This is a genomic window from Bacillus sp. COPE52, assembly GCF_003355115.1.
GTDB classification, from domain to species: Bacteria; Bacillota; Bacilli; order Bacillales; family Bacillaceae_G; genus Bacillus_A; species Bacillus_A toyonensis.
This window is the reverse complement of record NZ_CP031292.1, coordinates 4,332,125-4,353,482: the sequence shown is the minus strand read 5'-3', so window position 1 is coordinate 4,353,482 and position 21,358 is coordinate 4,332,125. Positions and strand designations below refer to the sequence as shown.

Annotated in this window: 18 protein-coding genes and 4 pseudogenes; 3 read left to right on the top strand and 19 right to left on the bottom strand. The window is 33.2% G+C overall.

Annotated features, from left to right (window positions below; all coding sequences use genetic code 11):
* Positions 1 to 120: 120 nt before the first annotated feature.
* From DPQ31_RS21955 to DPQ31_RS21915, 10 genes and pseudogenes are all read right to left on the bottom strand, one after another.
* Positions 121 to 1,548: a glycan biosynthesis hexose transferase WsfD gene (locus DPQ31_RS21955; RefSeq protein WP_208730987.1), complete on the bottom strand. Its 1,428-nt coding sequence runs from the start codon at positions 1,546 to 1,548 to the stop codon at positions 121 to 123.
* Between the two features lie 368 nt (positions 1,549 to 1,916).
* On the bottom strand, positions 1,917 to 3,440 hold the full coding sequence (locus DPQ31_RS21950; RefSeq protein WP_208730985.1) for a glycosyltransferase family protein: 1,524 nt from the start codon (positions 3,438 to 3,440) through the stop codon (positions 1,917 to 1,919).
* A 177-nt stretch (positions 3,441 to 3,617) separates the two neighbouring features.
* The gene (locus DPQ31_RS21945) at positions 3,618 to 3,851 is read right to left on the bottom strand and encodes a hypothetical protein (protein WP_261797528.1); all 234 of its coding nucleotides are present in this window, start codon (positions 3,849 to 3,851) and stop codon (positions 3,618 to 3,620) included.
* A gap of 263 nt (positions 3,852 to 4,114) precedes the next feature.
* A pseudogene (locus DPQ31_RS21940) lies at positions 4,115 to 4,210 on the bottom strand (sporulation initiation factor Spo0A C-terminal domain-containing protein); the annotation flags it as partial.
* 309 nt (positions 4,211 to 4,519) lie between these two features.
* Positions 4,520 to 4,774, bottom strand: a pseudogene (locus DPQ31_RS29415) (GntR family transcriptional regulator).
* A 273-nt stretch (positions 4,775 to 5,047) separates the two neighbouring features.
* Positions 5,048 to 5,503: an SMI1/KNR4 family protein gene (locus DPQ31_RS21935; RefSeq protein WP_208730980.1), complete on the bottom strand. Its 456-nt coding sequence runs from the start codon at positions 5,501 to 5,503 to the stop codon at positions 5,048 to 5,050.
* An 18-nt stretch (positions 5,504 to 5,521) separates the two neighbouring features.
* Positions 5,522 to 5,974, bottom strand: coding sequence for a YrhA family protein (locus DPQ31_RS21930; RefSeq protein WP_173780794.1), 453 nt, complete (start codon positions 5,972 to 5,974; stop codon positions 5,522 to 5,524).
* Between the two features lie 141 nt (positions 5,975 to 6,115).
* Complete coding sequence (locus DPQ31_RS21925) at positions 6,116 to 6,688, bottom strand: imm11 family protein (RefSeq protein ID WP_208730978.1); 573 nt, start codon at positions 6,686 to 6,688, stop codon at positions 6,116 to 6,118.
* Positions 6,689 to 6,898: 210 nt separating this feature from the next.
* Positions 6,899 to 7,468: an imm11 family protein gene (locus DPQ31_RS21920; protein WP_070173760.1), complete on the bottom strand. Its 570-nt coding sequence runs from the start codon at positions 7,466 to 7,468 to the stop codon at positions 6,899 to 6,901.
* 35 nt (positions 7,469 to 7,503) lie between these two features.
* Complete coding sequence (locus tag DPQ31_RS21915) at positions 7,504 to 9,165, bottom strand: AHH domain-containing protein (protein ID WP_208730975.1); 1,662 nt, start codon at positions 9,163 to 9,165, stop codon at positions 7,504 to 7,506.
* A gap of 231 nt (positions 9,166 to 9,396) precedes the next feature.
* On the opposite strand from DPQ31_RS21915, the gene DPQ31_RS21910 reads away from it, so the two are divergent.
* Together DPQ31_RS21910 and DPQ31_RS21905 are read left to right on the top strand one after the other, a co-directional pair.
* Complete coding sequence (locus DPQ31_RS21910; RefSeq protein ID WP_208730973.1) at positions 9,397 to 10,491, top strand: Rap family tetratricopeptide repeat protein; 1,095 nt, start codon at positions 9,397 to 9,399, stop codon at positions 10,489 to 10,491.
* Positions 10,491 to 10,745, top strand: coding sequence for a DUF2790 domain-containing protein (locus DPQ31_RS21905; RefSeq protein ID WP_000734398.1), 255 nt, complete (start codon positions 10,491 to 10,493; stop codon positions 10,743 to 10,745). Before DPQ31_RS21910 ends, DPQ31_RS21905 begins: the two co-directional genes overlap by 1 nt.
* A gap of 315 nt (positions 10,746 to 11,060) precedes the next feature.
* On the opposite strand, the gene DPQ31_RS21900 is transcribed toward DPQ31_RS21905, so the two are convergent.
* Positions 11,061 to 11,420, bottom strand: a complete 360-nt coding sequence (locus DPQ31_RS21900; RefSeq protein WP_085450662.1) for a hypothetical protein — start codon at positions 11,418 to 11,420, stop codon at positions 11,061 to 11,063.
* Between the two features lie 1,096 nt (positions 11,421 to 12,516).
* Here DPQ31_RS21900 and DPQ31_RS29410 point away from each other — a divergent pair.
* Positions 12,517 to 12,651 (top strand): annotated as a pseudogene (locus DPQ31_RS29410) (recombinase family protein); the annotation flags it as partial.
* 312 nt (positions 12,652 to 12,963) lie between these two features.
* On the opposite strand, the gene DPQ31_RS21895 reads toward DPQ31_RS29410, so the two are convergent.
* The 8 genes and pseudogenes from DPQ31_RS21895 to recN form a co-directional block, all read right to left on the bottom strand.
* Complete coding sequence (locus tag DPQ31_RS21895; protein ID WP_208730971.1) at positions 12,964 to 13,659, bottom strand: hypothetical protein; 696 nt, start codon at positions 13,657 to 13,659, stop codon at positions 12,964 to 12,966.
* Positions 13,659 to 13,925, bottom strand: a complete 267-nt coding sequence (locus tag DPQ31_RS21890; protein WP_208730969.1) for a helix-turn-helix domain-containing protein — start codon at positions 13,923 to 13,925, stop codon at positions 13,659 to 13,661. The genes DPQ31_RS21895 and DPQ31_RS21890 overlap by 1 nt, the downstream gene beginning before the upstream one ends.
* Before the next feature lie 22 nt (positions 13,926 to 13,947).
* Positions 13,948 to 14,235, bottom strand: a complete 288-nt coding sequence (locus DPQ31_RS21885; RefSeq protein WP_208732108.1) for a helix-turn-helix domain-containing protein — start codon at positions 14,233 to 14,235, stop codon at positions 13,948 to 13,950.
* Positions 14,236 to 14,679: 444 nt separating this feature from the next.
* Positions 14,680 to 15,087 (bottom strand): GIY-YIG nuclease family protein, encoded by a 408-nt coding sequence (locus DPQ31_RS21880; RefSeq protein WP_173780788.1) that lies wholly within the window; start codon positions 15,085 to 15,087, stop codon positions 14,680 to 14,682.
* 888 nt (positions 15,088 to 15,975) lie between these two features.
* Positions 15,976 to 16,949 (bottom strand): annotated as a pseudogene (locus DPQ31_RS21875) (tyrosine-type recombinase/integrase).
* 168 nt (positions 16,950 to 17,117) lie between these two features.
* A complete protein-coding gene (spo0A, locus tag DPQ31_RS21870) occupies positions 17,118 to 17,912 on the bottom strand; it encodes a sporulation transcription factor Spo0A (protein ID WP_000411416.1) in 795 nt (264 codons plus the stop codon).
* 288 nt (positions 17,913 to 18,200) lie between these two features.
* Positions 18,201 to 19,499: a SpoIVB peptidase gene (spoIVB, locus tag DPQ31_RS21865; RefSeq protein ID WP_002048975.1), complete on the bottom strand. Its 1,299-nt coding sequence runs from the start codon at positions 19,497 to 19,499 to the stop codon at positions 18,201 to 18,203.
* A 118-nt stretch (positions 19,500 to 19,617) separates the two neighbouring features.
* Entirely contained in the window at positions 19,618 to 21,357 is a 1,740-nt protein-coding gene (gene recN, locus DPQ31_RS21860) for a DNA repair protein RecN (RefSeq protein WP_043322351.1), read from the bottom strand.
* Between the last annotated feature and the right edge of the window lies 1 nt (position 21,358).

Below are 21,358 nucleotides of genomic sequence, written 5' to 3'. Positions count from 1 at the left end.
CATAAAATACAGTGGCATTTTAGTCAGCGTTTTTTTATCCATCTCCACTGACTATTATCCACTATTAATTAAGTTTTTATTGCAATCTATTTTTCTGTAAAACAAAAACCTGTTAACATTCTATTTTTTCATTATCAATCTACCTTTTGCTAACCACCAAATCCCACTTACTAACATTACATCTAAGCAAACTGTAAATAAAAATAAATGTTTAGCGAAATCCCCTTCACCGCTTCCAACAAATGGGACCACATAAGAAACCATACCAATTATAGCTACAGCTGTAAATATGTCAGGAATAAGCCGCTCACTATGCGTCTTAGCTCTTCTGTATTCTAGCAAAATTCCTAGTCCATATAAAATGTATAAAAGAACAATCCATATGAATCCATTTGGATGATACTGCTCTTTTACATGGCTCCATAAAGAAAATGTCTCTACTTGAGCAACAGGAACTGGATTATCTTTTTTCTCATAATTACCAAGAAAAGCAACTCCATCAACGGACGGACGGATGGTCCAAGCATATTCAGCTGTTGCCTCTAGTTTACTCCAAAATCTTTGTGGATGCGTTAAATAGAACTTGGCGATATCAGGGAATTTTATTTTATTATATAATTCTTTATGCAATCTCGGATCTTCCTGTGGTATCGCTGCATTAGACCAAAAATGAGTTCCTGCATTTACAGCAAGTTCTGGATCTACTCCCAGATCACGTAAATCTTGTTCTGGGTTTGGGGAATCTTTAAGAACTCCATAAAATATAGTTTGATATATATTGATTTTATCAATCCATGCAGGTGAGCTTTTATAACAAATGAAAGATAAAATTAAAAGTAATGCCGTCATTGATACAATTATACTTCTCCATACTGTATCCTTGCGTATAAACCATAGTCTAATAGTAAGTAGTGCCGCTATAAATCCTGCTGGTGTATACTGTGTTTTAGAACAAGCTAGCATTATTGCTGATATATAAAACAAAATAACTAACCAAATAGACGGATGTTTCTGACGCGCAAGTTGTATTCCTAATGCAATTGTTAAAAATAGAAACACATACGTTACAGCTTCACCATACATAGAATTAAAATATAGTATGTATCCAATATCTGCAAAAACAACAATTGTTAATGTTACAAGAAAACCATTCACGATTTTATTATTCGTTTTATTCAGTTTGACAATTAGATATAGCGCTAGAAGAAAAATCATAATATATTCGACCGCTAGAACTCGTATATCAAACCAAGGTCCTGGTAATAATTTCCCAATCCATAAAGCTGGAACCATGAGAAACAACTGCGAAGAAACATAATCACCTGCAGCTGGATTCACATAAGCATATAAATGATGGATAAATGAAAAGTATTTATCTACCCTCGCTTCATTTGGATCTGGATAAGCCAATCCAATTTGAATCATAATACGTTCAAAGTCACCATTGTCAGCGAGACCAACAATAGGCTTAATAAGTAATAAACCAATCATTACTATTGCCGCAACAACAACTGCTATAACTTCCCATTTTAACCACTTTGTCTGCATTTTCTGTCTCCTTTATAGATGTATAATTATTATGTCATCGTTTTTTGTCAGACAAGCATAAAATTAACACAGTCCTTTCCCCTCTTTCTAACTGAAAACCATGACTTCTTTTAGCGTGTTTTTTGATGAAAACCTGGAGATATTAAAAGTCAACATATTCATAATATACATATCTCTATAATCACCAGAGCATTCAAAATATAAAAACTAACCAAATTCTACATCATCACCCTAAAACTGTCAATTTTACATTTAGAACAACAGAACAACAATCTACTCGCTATAATTCTATTCTCTTTCAACAATAAATTACCTAATCCTATACATAAAACCCCATCTTATTACAAGATAGGGTTTTAACAACTAATCTAAACTATTTTTTTATTATTGAAAATCGTAAACAATTTATACAATCCTAAAGAAGCCGGAATATTCATAAATGCAAAAGCCTCATAAGTATAATGAGGTGCCGTTTCCCATAGTAACAAGAAAGTAAGTATTCCTAGTATACTAACCATTGAGATCCGTATAACCTCTGATTCAGCTTCATCTTTCTGCTTATAAAAAATAACTGCTGCTAAAACAGCTAGATAGATAAATAACTTAAAAATATACGAATATATGGTAACCATTTTATACTTCGTTTCTTTATAGTTCGATACAAAATTTGTGACCGTTTCATCTTTCTGCTGGAACCATTCCCCAATACGATACATTGAAAATTGACTCGATACCCATTCTCTAGTTATTTTTTCATTTAAATGTTTTATATAACCCATTACGCCAAGTTCATTAAATCGCTGTACTATAACTTCTTTATTGTGTTCATTCAAGTCCTTCGTATTCTTCATCTTTTCATCATTAATATAATCTGAATCCGCCTGATTCCAGACACCATACGTATCTTTGTTAACGCCCATTTTTATCCAATGGGTGTATGGAATTTTTTCAATTTCATTATCGGTACTGAGATTCAGTTTGGTCGTTATACCTTTAAAACTTATAATGAGAATTAAACAAAATACAACACTACTTAACACCTTCAGAGAATATTTCTTACGAAACTTTAAAATATTTTCAATTAAAATCGCCAACGCTACGGCCAATGCTGTCGGTCTTATAATATAAGTACAAGCTGCAAAAACTCCTAATAAAACCCATAAAATAACCTGCATTCTTTTTGTTTCTGCCGTTTTCAAACGCAAATACGTATACATCGTTGCTGAAATGAAAAATATTACTAATGTGTGTGTATAAAAAACTGGTGCCTGCCAATATATAAAAATATTTAGTACAGACAATACAATCGATATGTGAGCAACTTTAAAGTTTGTAATTTTCCTGACAATCAATACATTTAAAATAATACTCCCTGTTATACATGCTATTGGTAATATTTTCATTGCTACATCTACACTTCCGATTAATTTGGCAAAGTACCCTCCTAATAATACAATATGTGTATTATATGGATAAAATAAAAGCTGTCCCATCTCTAAAAAATAATTATCTCCATTAAACACAGAGACAATTCCTTCTTTAAGGATGGCATAATCTCCTACAACAGGGTTAAACGCTATAGAAGTAATAATTATTTCTACTGTCAAAATACCCACTATACCCAAGGCAATCACGACATTTGTATACGTTCTTTTCATTTTATTAATAACCCATTTATAATACATAAAGAAAAGCCCAAATAAAAGAAGTGTCGCTACTATAACAACGCCTACTTTTCGCGCAGTATACTCTTCAGTCGGATAAGGAAATTCTCCACTCATCCAAATTATTTTCGGGATAAAAAATTTACTTACTATCATTGAAAATACAGATAAAAACACCGTCATAACAATGATTGGATAAAATTGATTCACTATTTTTTTTACAGACATTCTTTCATTCTCCTATATCTCCATCATTTCCCAATTAATGATACGTTATCAAAATTGCACTGTCAAACCAACGTATTATATTACCTGTATAATCTGCTTTCTCTTAAGGTTTTTTACATATATTTAAACAACTTCCGCTATCCATTCACTAAATCAACTCACAATTTTGCGAAGACATTAGGTCGAAAAGCTCGATTGGTGAAGATTAATAATCAGTGCAGGATGAACACCATCTACTACCGCTGATTCTTCTTTTTTATCTATTTCAGCACTCGCATGTTTATCTGCTAGATTATCTGCAAGTCCTAACATTTGAAAAGTAACTGCAACAGCAAGAACTCTGATAGTTGCTACTATTCCTAGCCATGTTAATATTTTATTTCCCTTATCTGTGCCTTGTAATCCTTTCATAAAAAACCTCTTCTTATATGTAATATTACTAAAAAGAGGTTTTGTTTTCCATAAAATCAAATAACCCCCTTTCGTTAATTTCAAAAACTTTGACACATTCAAACTTACTACTCCATTTTTTCGTGACAAAATAAAAAGACCAACGAATCATAACATTCATTGGTCTTCGGATGAAAAGTTTATTTGTTTAAAATTAATATTGATTATAGATTTCAAAAACCCGTCAGCTTTGCTAAAAAATAAACCCTTTACTACTTCTACTCTCAGCTAGCCTTATGTTCAAGTCTCAACTTATCCGCAACCATTGCGATAAACTCAGAATTCGTAGGTTTTGCTTTTGACATGGATACTGTATAACCATCGCTATATCAAGGCGTGTTGTATTTCATAACTATCATTAAATGCTTCTATTTATTGGTTAGAAGTGTACAATCTATTGCTTATCTAAATTTAATTGCACCACCTATTTGAAGTACCTTCAATTATATTCAGACATTATTTTTTAGCCTGTTGAATACTTATATATAACTTATTAGTAATTTATTTCAACATAGGATGAATCCAACTTCCTCGCAACTGAATAATAGTTAATCACTTACAATTTCCTACAAGAAATTTTTTGCTTTATTCTATAATTTTATTAAATCAAAAATAAACTCCATTCAAATTCATGTTTTATACTTATACACCGTTTCTAATGTAAGGTAGTAAGTGTTAGAAGCTTTCCCTTGTCCTACTATAACAGATAGTAACCCTTGTTCTTTCAGTCCTTTTATTGCTTTTGTTGTATTACGGTTCGCACGTAAATAGTCTTATTGGTTATATGATAACTTCACAGGTGCTTTATCCGATTCTAATTCTTTCATAATATATAGTAACAATAGTTCGGTTTTATCTAAGTTAGTACGTTTGAATAGTGCCAATAATAGACACCTTTCTTCCTTATTATATGTTTTAGTACTTACAATAATGACACCTAGCCTTCTATATAGCACAAATTAATTACTACAAAAACAATAAAAACTTCCTCTTAACTGTGGGGTAATATTAAAAAGACTTATGTGAATTACGCATAAGTCTTACTTTTGTTACTCATAATTAATTATTATTTGCCTTCGCAATCACATAAGCTAGAAAACAATTCTTAAAATGATGAACCAATAATGTCCGACTCTACAAAATAGAATTGATATCTATTAAATATAATAATCAGGATTTTCTTCCATTTTTATTAAAAATTCTTCTAAAGAATCCTCTATTTTCGTTGAACCATAATATTTAGGACATTGACCTAATTCATTTTCCTGCTTAAATTTAATTGTTAAAAAGCTAATCTCTGATACTTCAAAAAATACTAGTGATTCTTCATCATCGAAATCGTCGAAATTAGGATTATATTCATAAATATCTTGTCTTAAACGAAAATCTGCAACAGAAGATGGGTCCATGAATCTGTTAATAAGAGTCTTATTAATCTTTAAAAATCCATAGCCAATTTCCTCATAGAAACGTTTTAATTCTTTTGGGAATTGCATTTTCAACAAATCTTCTGCTTCTGCTATCTCTTCTTTTGGTAAAGGATAAAAAATAGGTGTTTGATTAGATTTAATACTCTCGTCTGCTACAATGTGTTTTTTCAAAAAATTAAACACGTTTTAATTACCTCCTTATTACAGAAGGGCTGTTTTCAATGCTTCCCCAAGCATTGTATTGAAATCATTATATGTGTTCATCACTGTGCCAGATGGTTTATCGAGTTCTAGATAAGTACTGTCTGATAAGTTTTTGCAAAACCACGCAATATTTGAATCCCCAAAGAAAAGATACTCTTTTTGAAATTCATTTTCATACCAAATCTCATTCGTGTCTATAAAGCCGCAAATTTGTTCATCTTTTTCTGTTTCTAGTAAAGGAGAATCAACTCCGTAAAGTACCAGCCCATTAAAATCTAAACCATTTATAATTTTAAGAAACTCTTCGTATTCACTCGGTAAATCAACATTAAATTTCTCTTTTGCATGTTCTCTTAATTTCTGAACTTCGCTATCTGTTGCTGGCGTACTCAGTTTATCATTAAAACTTTTCTCTATTTTTTCAATTTCTAAAATCAGATTTTTCCACATATATATTTCACCATTGCTTCAGCTTGAATCTGTTCAAAAATTTCTTTCTCATTTCCCTCATAATTGTCTAACATTCTTAGGATTTCTGAAACTTTTGTGTCTATGCTGTTAACTCCTATCAGTTATTTTAAGGACTTTCTTTTACATGTCCGCTTTTGAATCCCATACCTCTACAAATTCAAAGCCTTTTAAATCACTCTCTAAAACTACATTTCTAAATTCGTCAGACACTAAAACAGTAGAGGAGTGTAATCTTTGATTTAAATAGGTTTTAAATATTATCTGCCCTTCAACTATATTAGGCAAAAATGCGTATTTTTCGAAACCTATTATTAATCCTGTACTTAGTTTTTCAAAAGCTGCTTTATTGTAGTCAATTGCATCAATTGTATTTAAAACGTTTATTAGGTAATAAACTTCACCTGTAACATCATGTGTTAGCGGAAGGAACTCAACATTATTACAAATTAGAGGTTCTAATACCTCTTTTGCTTTTCTACTAAACATTGGCGTGCCAAGTTCCCACCAGAACATAGGACAATCACTATGATTATCTCCTTCTACACATTCAACAAGAATTTCTCCCCATGAATCAGATAGCTTTATTGCCAAATCAATTTTTTCATCGAAATATTTTTTACGGTCTTCTTTCAAATTTAATAGTTGAAAAGATTTATAGTTATCAAATAAACTTTTTAATTGCCAAATTTTCATCTTTTTTCTCCTTTACTATTTTTCTAACATAAATAAAATTATTCCTTCTTCGGTTTATTTAATTTACCATTTACAATGGCAAAACATACTATGTAACAGCAAATGAAGCCTATGTATATGTGAGGTAGTAGGTAGCAAAAAAGCAGAACCTGATGAAAGCTGAGGTTCTGCTTTTTTATAATGTCTGTCAGCTTTTGAAAGTCAATTTAACTACATATTTGCTTCTGAATCCCATATCTCTACAAATTCAAAACCTTTTAAATCACTTTCTAAAACTGCATTTCTAAATTCATCTGCTACCAAAATATAGTTCGGGTGAATCTTTCCATTTATATACAATTTAAAAAACATTTCATTTTGAACAACACTAGGAATAAATACAAATTTTTCACAGCCTATTATTAAACCTGAACTTAATTTTTCAAATATTGTATTATTAATATCAAGTGCATCTAACACACATAAAACGTGAATAGCATAGTACTTTTCGTTTGTTGTTTTATGAATTAATGGTAAAAATTCAACATTATTGCCTACTAAGGGTTCTAATACTCCTTTAGCTTTCTCACTAATTATTTGTACACCAGATTTCCCCCAAAAAATAGGACAATCACTTTGATACCCTTCATCTATAATCTCAATAAATTTAACTGTCCATGAATCTGACAAACTCACTGTAGAGTTAAAATCATTTTTAAAATATTTTTTGTCCTCTTCATAATTTAATAATTGAAAAGTTTGATAATCACTAGTTGAACTTTTTAATTGCCAAATCTTCATATGTATATTCTCCTTCACCATTTATTGACATATAGTTATTTCTTTGGTTCATTTAATCTTATCTTACCTTCTAATAAATCTTGTCTTATTTTGTGTAAAACTTCAGCTACATCAGCTTGAGTACCACCCATTTCCACAACACTATTGAGTCGTTCTGTTACTTCTCTTATATACTCTTTAGAATGGCTACCTATATGCAATACTTCAGTGGTCACATAATCATTCACTTTATACGGTAAAAATACCCCATTGACAGCAGCATCATGGTGTATTCCAATCTCTTTTAATAATTCCTGTACTTCCACAGCCCTACCATCATTCCAAGGTACAATATGATGTGCCGCATTAGGATACGGTGGTAGTTCAATCCCTGCTTCTTTAAGTTCTGCACGCAATTTTTGAGATGCTGTATACGAATCGGGATAATCATTTTTCACATCTACTCTATCAAGAACTTTATCTGCATATTCCTTTATTACTTCTTGAACATCTTTGACCCTACTTCTTCCACCAGTTTTGGAAAACATAAATGTATCACGGGCTTCTTGTAACATTTCAGAAGCTTTTCTCTTTGCACTTCCAAAGCCACTAGCACCTGCGAATGCAAAGCGTTCTGTCAACGGTAATTTATTCGGAGCAGAAGAGATTCCTGTAGAAAACTTTGCTAGATTTACACCTTCACCGAGTGTAGTTACTTTCCCTACATTGCTTATCCCTTTATCCCCAATCCATCCTAACCCAAATTCCATAAAAATACTTGTTCCCCATTTTGTACGACTTTCCGCATCACCATGCCAAACATCATTCATAAATGAATCCGAAAAAGTATTATACATAGTATATGCCGTCTCTAGAGGGTGACCTATAGCATACTTGATATTTTCTTTTGTTACTGTATCGTCTAGTGAATTGAATCCTTCTACAATCTCTCCGATAACTTGCCCAGAACCAACGTATATACCGTCCCAAACTTTTCTAAGCATAGATTTTTCAAGGGAGGTATCATCATACATTGCCTGTTCTTCGATATTATCATCTGATAAATTGTCATTTAGAAGATTGCTAGCTTGGCGTGACCTATCTTCTCCAATCGCTTGAATAGCAGTTGTCCACTCCATATTCAACCCTTGTGTACTAAATGTACCACTCGCAGGACTAAAGCCTTTTCCACTTTGTACCTCTGCTAAACCTGTCGCAATGCTAGCGGCTAGTTGGAGTGCAGTATCATAATTATTACTAGAAGTATAATTAAATTCATATAGATGTTCTAATTTTTCTTGCAGTTTTTTCCTCATGACAGTAAAAAGATTCGCCATAGCGTCCATACCTGGGATTGGCATAGCTTGACTGATGGCTTCCATACTTGCTTTCATTCGGTCAATTTCTCGAATTTGTTCTAATATTTCTTGTTCGATTACATCTGTGGAAGCGACTTGTGATTGAAATTGACTTGGAAAAGCATCATTCTGACGAATTAACTCTTCACACAGATAAATGATTCCATATGCTAAAGGACGAAAGGTTTGTACAAAAAATGATTTTGCACTGCTATAAGTTTGTCCTTGTAGAACAGTATCAATTGCAAAGGTGTCAATCGACTGAATGACTTGTTCCATACCTTGAATGGTAGCGTTGCATACAGCATTCATACTTTGAGTTTGGCGTTGTACTTCTCCTAGATACATGTTTAAACTCATGCCTTGCCCTTCCTTCTTTATACAGTATTTCACAAGAAAATTATACCATGTAGAATTTTTTCACTGTACCAAGTATTTGAATTTACTAAACAGGTAGAATTAATACGATTAGTTATATAATTGAAAATAAAATTGTTAAACAAATGTTGAGAAATATCGAAATTCAATTTCCATTATATTCTATTCTTGTTATCATTTAATGTAAGACTATTCAGAAAAGGAAGGGGTTACATGCACGTTCCAGTGAAGGGGAATGAACAAGTTACAAAGTTACTTAATGACTGGTATCAAGCTATACTACAATACCAAAATATACAAGCAACAAACTTAAAACAAGAAGTTGAAGATAAGCTTTCCAGTATAAAAAAAGATAAAAATTTATTATTATACTATTCATTATTAGACTTTAGATATAAAGTACTAACCGATGGACTTAATATTACAAAAGATAGCTTTAATGAAATTAACTCTTTTGATATACCTGATAGCAGTTTTTTATCCTATTATTATCACTTCTTCAAAGCTATTCACAGCACAATTCTTGCAGACTATAATGAAGCAAATGAATACTTCGGAAAAGCAGAGAAACTTTTAATGTACACACTGAATGAAGTAGAAGAAGCAGAATTTAATTATAGGTTGGCATCTTTCTATTACCAAACTTATAAACCCCTACCATCTATTTCATATGCTAACAAAGCAAAAGACTTTTTCAGCAAAACTAACTGTTATAACATTAACATTGCTTTATGTGAAAACGTCCTAGGCTTAGCATGTATACAGATAAGACAATTTGAACAAGCAGAAGAACACTTAAATAAAGCTATTGATATTGTTAAAAAGATTAATAACACGGAACTACTGTTACGTATTAGAAATAATTTAGGCTGGTTATACGCAAATCAAAACCTTTCAGATTTAGCTATCCGTCATTTATCAGAAGTTACAGAACACCTTCCAAACCATTATAAAGCTATATTCTTACAGGCTAGGGAATATTATAAATTGGGTGAACACAACAAGGTTGATACACTCATTGAAAAAGGGCTTGCAGCTTGTACTAAGATAGAAAATAAGGAATACGTACATCGCTTTAATATCTTGAAGGAAATGAATAATGGTTCTGATTCTCTAACGTTGGAAAGTGTTGTTTTAGAAGGAATTTCCTACTTCGAAGCAGAAAATTTAACACGTTGCGTACAAGAATACACGGAAATATTAGCAACTATGTTTTATAAGGAAGCAAACGAAAAGAAGGCAAGTAGGTATTTTTACATGAGTAATGAAGCAAGAAAGAAATATGAAGAAAAAGGGGCGTTAGTATAATGAAAAAGCTTAAAACAGTACTACTATTATCGGTTACGGCATTTAGTTTCTTAGCAATGGCTGAGGGTGACACACCTGCACCACAAAGACCTGACTTATCGTATAGTCACGGTCATACTGGTGGTTCTCCTGAATATACACATGGAGAAGGTTGGTCTCCATCTTACACACACGGAGAACCTTGGGGTATAGCTGATGGTAATACTGGTTCGCCAACTTATAATAAAGGTGACACACCTGCACCAAAAGCTTAACTGTTTCATAAAGAAAGTCATACTACTTGTATGGCTTTTTTTTATTGTTCCATATTCTATATTTCAATTTAATTAACTTTATATAGGTTTAAATTTCTTTAAATCACTTTATTTTCACTACATAACTGCACTTCATAAATAAAGCTTAATAAAGCACCCGCTTTAAAATTAAATACAAATAAAGTAGGTTACGCATTTCACTTATACAACAAGGAAAGGCAATTAAAGTTTAATAAAGATAATTGAAGTATATTAAACTTATTTAAAGAAACGGCCAGTTTAAGTAATAATAAAAAGACACCCGTTAAGGTGCCCTTAATTTATAAGTGCCTTCGTTTCCGTTTGTAGCCCGTCATTAATATAACTATAGAACGTATCTATTAACTTTTGCTTATGTAGTTCAGGGGCATGTTCAAGTATGTCTATTATATCCTTATAAGCATTACACACTTCTGTAAGAGTATATAGGACTTCTTCAGCCGTCATACCTACCTTTGCTGCTTCTACTATTATATCGTCCATAAAGAAGGAATGGTCTTTGTATTCCATTTCATATAGTAGTTCCGTGAATACTTCCTTATTTAACAATTCTGCATTATCAAGCCTGTATACTGGGTAGCCGAATGTGTCAGCTACCCTTTCCTGTATTAAAGTAACTATAATTTTATTTATCATTGTTATAACCCCCACCTTCCATTTCACATAATTATCCCTTTATATATTTTTCTTTTAAACTCATTTACTTTTTTCTAATGCTTTATTCAATTTTTCAATATGCTATAAAAAGGCATATGCTTTTTCCTTACAACTTTCCGTTCATTATACTCCTAGTGCTGTTTTTAATTTAATGGTAGTAAGATGAAAATCTCTTAGCTAAAGAAGTATTTACTTTCCCAAAACCTCAACCATTTAGAGTTAATAAAAATATTGTGTAATTTTTCAAAAGAATCATCAAAAGCGAAATACAAAAAACTTGAACCAACCTTTCTCATTACTATCAATCTTTATTAATCTCTACTAGCAACTGGTAATAATTTAGAAAAGATTGCTAAGACGACATAAAAAGAGACGTACAGCAATTTGACCTTTGCTATACGTCTTTCCATCTACTATACCGCTAGCACTTGTTATATTTAGCGGTAGGAGGTGACAAATGCCCCACTAAAAGAAGTAGTAATAATTTTATTATATCCAATATATAAACCGCTTACCAGTCCGAGGTTTTTAGTCCCGTCGCAAAATTTTTTTAAAGAGAATAGCTATTTACAAAGATGAAATTCTTGTTATACCCTTACCCAAGTTTAGAAAAATGGTGCATATTTGTTTCAGACATCAGATGAGGTATATATTAAGGTGACTTCCCCCTTGCACCCCTTCCTTCAAAATAAAGAATATATGAATTACCTACCGTTCACTCTAACCCAACTAACACCTTCAAATAGCGGCTTCGGTCTGACTTCATATTTACTTATTACATGTTTGTATATTGTCTTGTACTATGTATGTATTTGTATGTATTACTGTGTAACTATACCTATGCGTACTGCACACCTGCCTTGCCCATTATCCTCGCTATGCCCTTGTCCCCTACATAGTGTGATTGCAGTATAGTGACTGGGAATAGTGTGATACTGCTGCTGTGCTAGATGGTACTTTAGGTGGGCTTGGTATATAAGGTACACCTTTGTACATACCTACTACACAAACGGCGGTATAGTACAAGGTAATTATGCAGATTATTTATTTAGCAACTGCGTGGAGGTGTTAGAGTGCTTTATTACATGCTATCCACCAAGTAGAAAAGGGGAAAATGGCCCAGCCTGAATGGGCGGAATTTGCGGGGTGTAGTTTAGCCACATTTAAAAGACGACTAAAAGAATACAGAGAACAAAAAGGAGTTTCCTAGTTCTATTTCATAACTGGTCTTTAAATTCTCTTCAGGAACTACAAGGGATAATACTTGTGGTTTCCTACTAAGCCATACAGGACAAAAAATACCCACAAACGTATATGTAACAAGAGCTGGACAGCTATCACCACCTCAAAAAAAGATTTTCAGCATTCACAATTTATCACACAGGCAAGCTGTGCTATTTCACCTACTTGTTAACCTAATCTCAGAAGTTCTGTCAAATGCCTTCTAATGGGCTAATATTACAAATCTATATAAAAAATACTGCAATCCCTTCTAATTAAAGTGAGATTACAGTACTTTATACTAATTATCTTTGTTTATGAATGTTGACATACCAGAAGTTAATCTTTCTAATTCTCTAAGCGTATCATTAGCTAAAACTTGAGATGGATAAGAAGGAAAATCGTAACGCATAGAAGTGTAATTATATGTGCTGTTAATCATATTAGGACGGTTGATATATTTTCGATTTACAGCTTCGTCCCATGTAGCTTGTCTAAACTTATCTGCTTCTACTTTTTGTTTAGCAAATTCTTTCCCTACAATTGACACGCTTTCTAGCATTTTGCAAAGCACATTATTGACAAAGGGTGTAAAATCAATCTTCTGTATTTCAGCATTATCTTTTTTCATAGCTTCTTCAAATTCAGGGAAGTATTTTACTTTCAATTCAGAAAAGCGTTCCTCTACTTCTTTTAGAACTTGCTGTACAATTTCAATTTCTTCCACAGTATTTTTCATTTCCCTACGTAGGTACACGACTTGTGAAACATCACCTTTAAATAATTCTAATTCCTTAACAAGCTTTACCTGTTCAGTCATTAATTGTGTTAATTCAGTTTCAAGCTGTGCCTTCTGTTCTTCAATTTTAGCAACTTCTTTTTCATAGTTTTTGTAAACCTTTTCGCTATTTTTAAAGAACTTTAATTCCGCTGCTATTTCTTCAAACGCTTCTTTATTTACCGTGAATAATTTACTTGTGTCCTTCAGTTTTTCCATTAGTTAATTCCCCCTGTTAGTTTCTTATACACATCCATTTCAATTTGACTTACGCCCTTTTCACTTAGCACGGTTAAAAGCCTTGAATGAACATTAGGTGAAAATAGTTTACTGCCCTTCTCATACTCGTAAAACTCATCTAAGTTAATTCCTATGCGTGCCGCTAGTTCTTGCCGTGTTAGTCCTATACGTGTACGAATATATGGCAACATAGCTGGCGTTACCATTGGAACATATGGAAGGCTATTTATATCAATCCCAATCATTTATTTAATGCCCCTTTCATAATTACACTCGGTAATTTCTACGTTGTTTAATTTCCATAAGTTCCCTGTATGAATCAATCTCAAATCTATCGACTCTATATGCCCTCAGTAATTCACATACTTTTGAATAAACCAGTGGACTAAAATCTGTGACTTTGCCGTTCTCGTAGTCACTAACCATTTTTTGACTTACAGATAACTTTGCAGCTACATCAGATTGAGTCAGGTTCCTACTCAAACGAACCCACTTTAACATATGGGGCTTTATCTCTGGCTTATATTTTAAGTTTTTATATTCATTTCCAATCATTATTAAATCCCCCTTTGTAGGTAGTTTCATTAGTTCCTTCCCCTTCTGCTAATACGAAAAATAACCCCTACACCACATGACATAGGGGCTACTTACCAAAAGCACAACTTAAAGGGGAATGAGTTTAAGAAGAAACAAAAAACCACACACAATAAAGTATGCGGTATATCATAAATCCCCCTATATCAATGTGTGTGACAAACATGTCATTTACAGGTATACTTTAGAATCATTTTTCATTTCACACTATGTATGACAAGGATTTATGTTTCCCTCTTCGTCAAGTGTATTTTAAACGTACTAGAAATTTCCGCCTAACACATCGCTGTATATTCTAACGTGCTTATCTAGGCAATTACTCATCATTTCATGCTTCTGCCTTGTATGTCTCTATTTTTCTTTGAACGAACTATATAGAACCAGTCCCACAGTCTTATTATACTTTTAATTTTTTCTCTCATTTTTATATGCTTCAAATGCAGGATTTAAGACAAGCTGCAACAAGGTTTCTACTACAAGCCTATCCCTTTCAAATGCCGCCCAATATATATTCATCGTCCCCTCTTTTTCTTGGAAGAATTGTTGCCTATAACTAGGGATAGAAGCAAATAGCTTTTTATAATGTCGCTTAATTCTTTCTTTTACTTTCCCTTGTCCCACATACAATACTTCTCCATTACCATTTTGAATTACATACACTCCAATAACATTACTAGGTACATTGTCATTTATTATTTTATGTGTTACTTCCTTACATTCCTTCTTAAAATCCACCTGAAACACTGACCATTTAGAAGAACTTAATGGTAAAATCTCCTCAGATACTAAAAGCTGTTCTAGTTTATCCCTCATATTCTTTCTCCTATTCATATTTCCTATATTTAAGACCATTCGTTACTTTGCGTCTTAAATATCATTATCTCGTATACTCTACTCTTTATATAGTGCTTAATTCTTTAGATTGTTTCTACACTTCATTTGGTTAATTTATTTTAACTTAATTAGTGGGGAACGCTATAAACTAGCACTTTTCTTTAATGGTGATATTGACTGAATGTCTTGAGGGTTTTTATCATGCGGGAACGATTATGGAACACGGCTGGAAGGCAGATTTATCCGCTACTTTGAAAGGCTACAAAAAAATAATCAATCAAAATAGATGGATAAGCGTCTTTGTTTTCGCCATGCGGTCACTTATAAGGTATCCGTATGTATAGACCCCGTTCACTCAGCGATTTTCACCGCATACACCCTTTTTCTATGCTTGTCCTTGTAATATCGTCCCTACACGACAAACTGAATGCATTCCCTAGCACCGTAATGCTAACGATAACCACCCGAACCTTTTAGAGAATCGTCCCTGGGCAAGTTCTCACTCACCCTCACCAGATGAACAGGAATCCAGTGAGGGGTGCTGTTTTTGTAGGCGTATACTCTGTACCCCCTGCACGACTAACAGCTAGCCAAGCCATAAAAAGTTCCCGCTAAATATATGGCAGTACGGAATTACGGCTTATCAGTTTTTATATACGTGGTATCAGGCAATTCCACGTTCGGAATTACCGCACACCAACGCCACTAATCGTCTAAAAAAGGCAATAAGAAACCACACCCCTTGCTATCCATTTTTGAAAAACGGTATAATACAAGTGCTGAATGTACGGAATATCCGTTATTTAGTTTTAAAACATGATTTTTAATTTTGAGTCTCCAGCGGCAACTGGAGACTTTTTCTTTTACTTAAAATTTCATACTTGCTAGAGGTGAATGACGTTGATATTTATTTTTAATCTCATCATCAGTAAAATCTAAATACGCCCTTTGCGTTACTTCTACCGATGAATGACCTAATACCCTAGACAAGCTAAACCAATCACCACCATTAAGAATGTAATACTTTGCAAAGTTATTTCTTAATTGGTGAGGTGTGAAATGTACTCTTACCTTTTTACCAATACTTCTAATACTCGCTTCAAAATTATTAACGTTTAACATTGTTCCTCTTATCGTAGGGAACAAATACTCTGCATCACTAAATCTATCCCTATACTTCAACCAACGCTTTAAATCGTTAGCCATGATATTAGAAAAATAAACATATCGTTGTTTCTTATTTTTCGGATTCGTAATTAGAATACTTTTATTTTTTATATCCAGGTCTTCGGCTTGCATATTGCAACATTCTCCTGCACGTATACTTGTATCTAAAATAAGTTTAATCATGACGTAACTTCTAAACCCATGGAATGTACTTATATCAATTGAATACAACACACTTTCTTTATTTCATCTACTGATAACAATATCTTTTGTTTCCGTTGCGGCTTAATCGATTCAATATTGGATATTGGATTCTTAGCAATATCCTCTTCAGCTTCTAAAAAGTTGAAAAACACCTTAATATTGCGAAGATAATTAGCAATCGTTGTTTCACTAATGGTCTTTCCATAATCAGTTCTACGTGTTGGATAATTAATTTGCTCACTAGCTGTATTAGATGTAAATGTGTATTTACCACGTTCCCTTAAATATTTAATATACGTCCGAATATGAAGGGGTTTTACCTTATCAACATCTGTAATCTTTAATTCTCTTTCTAAATATGAAGCAAATAACTTCAATGTTTGGTCATATGACCGAATTGTTTTCCTACTTAGATGCTTTGAATCGCAATGAAGTAAAAAGTTCTCAACATTCATCTGAAAGTTATTCATACAACAAAAAAAAAACCTCCTAACTATTGGAATCAAAATTTCAATCCAATAAATAGAAGGTTTTTAAATTAACCGCCAATTACCTATGTACTTTATTGCTTACATACGTAATTCGTTGGTTATTAAATGTTGTTATGAAATACGCTTAACATCTTGATAATACAGCGTTTACGAAGCCTTATGTTCAAGTCTCAACTTATCCGCAACCATTGCGATAAACTCAGAATTCGTAGGTTTTGCTTTTGACATGGATACTGTATAACCAAATAAGGACGAAATAGAATCAATATTTCCACGGCTCCACGCTACTTCAATCGCGTGACGGATTGCACGCTCGACACGGCTCGCTGTTGTATTATATTTCTTTGCAATATCTGGATATAATACTTTCGTAATAGACCCTAGTAATTCGATATCATTGTACACCATAGAAATCGCTTCTCGTAAGTACATGTACCCTTTAATATGAGCAGGTACACCAATTTCATGAATAATACTCGTAATACTTGCATCTAAGTTTTTCGGTTTTCCATCTATTGTTGTTGCTGATCGGAAAGATGGTAATGGACGTTTAATAGTAGCATTTGCCTTGCCACTCACTTGACGAATATGACTAGTTAAATTCTCCATATCAAATGGTTTTAATATGAAATATGAAGCACCTAGGTCAACTGCTTTTTTCGTCACATCTTCTTGTCCAAATGCTGTTAACATAATTACGCTAGGCTGTCTTAACCTTTCAATATGTCGCATTTTCTCTAGTACAGCTAAACCATCTAAATGTGGCATAATAATGTCTAAAACGAGTACATCAGGCTGCTTATCTGTTAATAAGTTTAAACACTCTTGACCATTATAAGCAGTACCGATTACTTCCATATCATCTTGAGCAGCTACATAACTCTCTAGCATTGATACTAATTCTTTATTATCATCCACAAGACATACTTTAATTTTCTCCACAGCTTTTCCTCCCTTACCGAATCGATTCTCCGACATGTGTATCCTTCTAGGCTACATGAATTGTTCGACAATTGTGTGAAAATTCCCTTTTAAAGTTTGTTACTTTCCGATAAAATCACAAAAAAATATGTTTATCGTTCATTTATTCCCTTTCGCAACACATTCCATCATAGAAATACAACGAAACGTTCAACCCTTTGCTTATATTTTACAACAAAAAACATCTCTTGCGGAGCTTTTACAAAATTTCAACGAATTTTTCAATAGAAAAGCGAGCTAATGAATAAATTAGCTCGCTTTTTTTTCTTGATCATAAATATTAATTCCAGCCTCATGTAACATCCATTCAATATGAACACCGTACCCTGATGTTGGATCATTGACAAATACATGTGTAACGGCTCCGATTACTTTCCCGTTTTGTACAATTGGACTTCCACTCATCCCTTGTACGATACCACCTGTTTTTGCTAATAAACGCTTATCTGTTACTTTTATTACCATACCTTTTGTAGCTGGAAATTTTTGCGGTACCGTACTAACAACTTCAATATCAAATGCTTCTACTTTATCTTGATCAATAACTGTTAATATTTTTGCCGGTCCTTCTTTTACTTGATGAGATAATGCGATAGGCATTGCTTTATCCATTACGCCGTTTGTCATATTTGTATTTAATTTTCCAAAAATACCATACGGACTATTTATTGTAATATTGCCAATCACTTCACGATCTGGTGAGAACCTTGCTAACTTCTCTCCTGGATTCCCATGACTACCTCTTTCAATCGATGTAACTGTCGAACGCATAATTTGTCCATCTTCAACTTGAATCGGCTTTTTCGTATCATTATCAGAAATGACATGACCCAGTGCTCCGTATTTCATAGAATCTGGATGAACAAATGTCATTGTTCCGATTCCAGCTGCCGAATCACGAATATATAAGCCAATACGATAAGACGATTCCCCACTGTCTTTTTGTGGTGTTAATTTCGTGCGAATGTATTTTCCATCTCTTAACAAAACAAGGTTAAGTGGTTCACCTGTTTCACCACTACTATGAATAAATGGTGCGACATCACTCATTCTTTCAATTGTTTTACCATTAATTTCAGTAATCATATCTCCAATTTGCACACCAGCTGTTTCACCAGGAGATATTTTACCTTTTTCAGTTTGAATTAAATGATGGCCTACAACAAGTACACCTTTTGTGTTTAATTTCACACCAATTGATTGTCCACCTGGAATAACTTTAAAATCTTTTAATACTTTCACATTTACTTTTTTTACTGGAAAACCAGCGATTTGGAACACCATGTCCGCTTCACCATTTTGATGAGAATTTACCATAAGTCCTTGTTTTTGTTCATTCGAACTCACTGTAAATACATGGCTATTTGTAGATGAAGCTTTAAAAACTGGTAATGAAGCTATTTCTGATTGTTGTCCTTCAAAAACAACAAGTTGCTTCGGGGATGAAATAAACGTCCGAAGCGGCTTAAAACATCCAATAAAAACTAAAGAAACAAGGAGACAAAGACCTATTATTTTTCGAAATCTTTCTAATTTCAATTTGTTCACTCTCCTCGCTCCTACCCCACATTCAGCCTCTTGGCTTCACTTTTTAATCTCTCCTTGCAGTGCTTTATTTATAACCGGAAGAATTAAGAAATCTTCATTTGAGAAAAAAAGCTATCCATTACTGGATAGCCTCTGCTGTCTGTTTAAAATGATGCGCTTGCGTAAGTAACTCTTTCGCATGTTCTGTCGTTAAATCTGTAATTTCCACACCAGAAATCATTCGAGCTATTTCTGTTACTTTATCCTCCATAGTTAAAACGGTAACTGATGTAATTGTCCGATCATTCGCTACCTGTTTTCGAATAAATAAATGCGAATCCGCCATTGAAGCTACTTGAGGTAAGTGCGTAATACAAAGCACTTGTGAGTTTACTGATACACGATAAATTTTTTCCGCAATAGCCTGTGCAACTCGACCACTCACACCAGTATCCACTTCATCAAAAATAACAGATGCAATACCTTGATGTTTAGAAAAAATACTTTTTAAAGCTAAAATAATACGAGATAACTCTCCACCAGAAGCGACCTTTGAAAGTGGTTTTAACGGTTCACCGGGATTCGTTGAAATATAAAACTCCACGTGATCATAGCCGTCCGCCGTAAGGCGCACCGGTGCGCCTTCCACAAGAGGTTCTTCTGCATTTCCTTCTCTCTTCATGATTCTCACTTCAAATTTCGTTTTTTCCATATATAGTTCTTTTAATTCTTGATGAATAGCATTTGTAAGATGCTCTGCAAGTTCATGACGCATATTACTTAACAACGTTGCTTCTTTCAGAATAACACTTTCTAATTCCTTTAACTGCTTCTTCGTCGCTTCAATATGAACGTCTTTATTTTCAATCGTAAAAATTTCTTGCTCAATTTTATCAGCATACGCTAAAATCTCTTCTACATTATTTCCATATTTTCTCTTTAGCATACGAATTTCATTTAAACGTGTTTCAATTTCATCTAGACGATTCGGATCATATTCCATCATATCGAGATTTTCTCTAAGTTGATACGCAACTTCTTCTAATAAGTAATAGCTATTTGCAATTGAATCATGATTTTCTTGATATACTTCATCTAAATGTGTAATACTCTCCATTTGTCCCATTGCACTTCTTACATTATCTAATCCTTGTCCGTCAGCACTTAACGAACGATATGCATCACCTAACGCTTTATAAATCTTTTCAAAATTAGAAATTTGCAATCGTTCCTCAGTTAATTCATTTTCTTCATCCATCTTTAAATCAGCCTTACGGATTTCTTCATGCTGAAATTGAATTAAATCTAAGCGATGTGCCATTTGTTGTTCATTTTCACTTAACGATTTCAATTGTTTTTTTAATTTCTCATAGTCAGCGTATACATTTTGATATATATCCAACTGTTTAACAATACGCTCCCCATCAAAATGATCGAGCATAAACAGATGTCGCTCTTCATTCATTAAGTCTTGCGTTTCGTGCTGTCCATGAATATCAACAAGCGTTTTGCCAATCTCTTTTAATATACTAAGGGTGACAAGTTTCCCATTTACACGACATACACTCTTTCCGTTTGCAGCAATATCACGCTTTAAAATAATCATGCCGTCTTCTATTTCTATATCTAACTCTTCTGCCTTTTCAATACATGGATGCTTGTCGTCTTCCACATAAAATAACCCTTCTATCTCAGCTTTTTCTGTTCCGTATCGAACAAATTCCGCTGAACCACGGCCACCTACAAGTAAACTAATCGCATCAATAATAATCGATTTTCCAGCTCCTGTTTCACCACTTAAAACTGTTAAACCTTTTTGAAAAGAAATATTTAATGCCTCAATAATAGCAAAGTTTCTAATCGATAATTCCGATAACAAT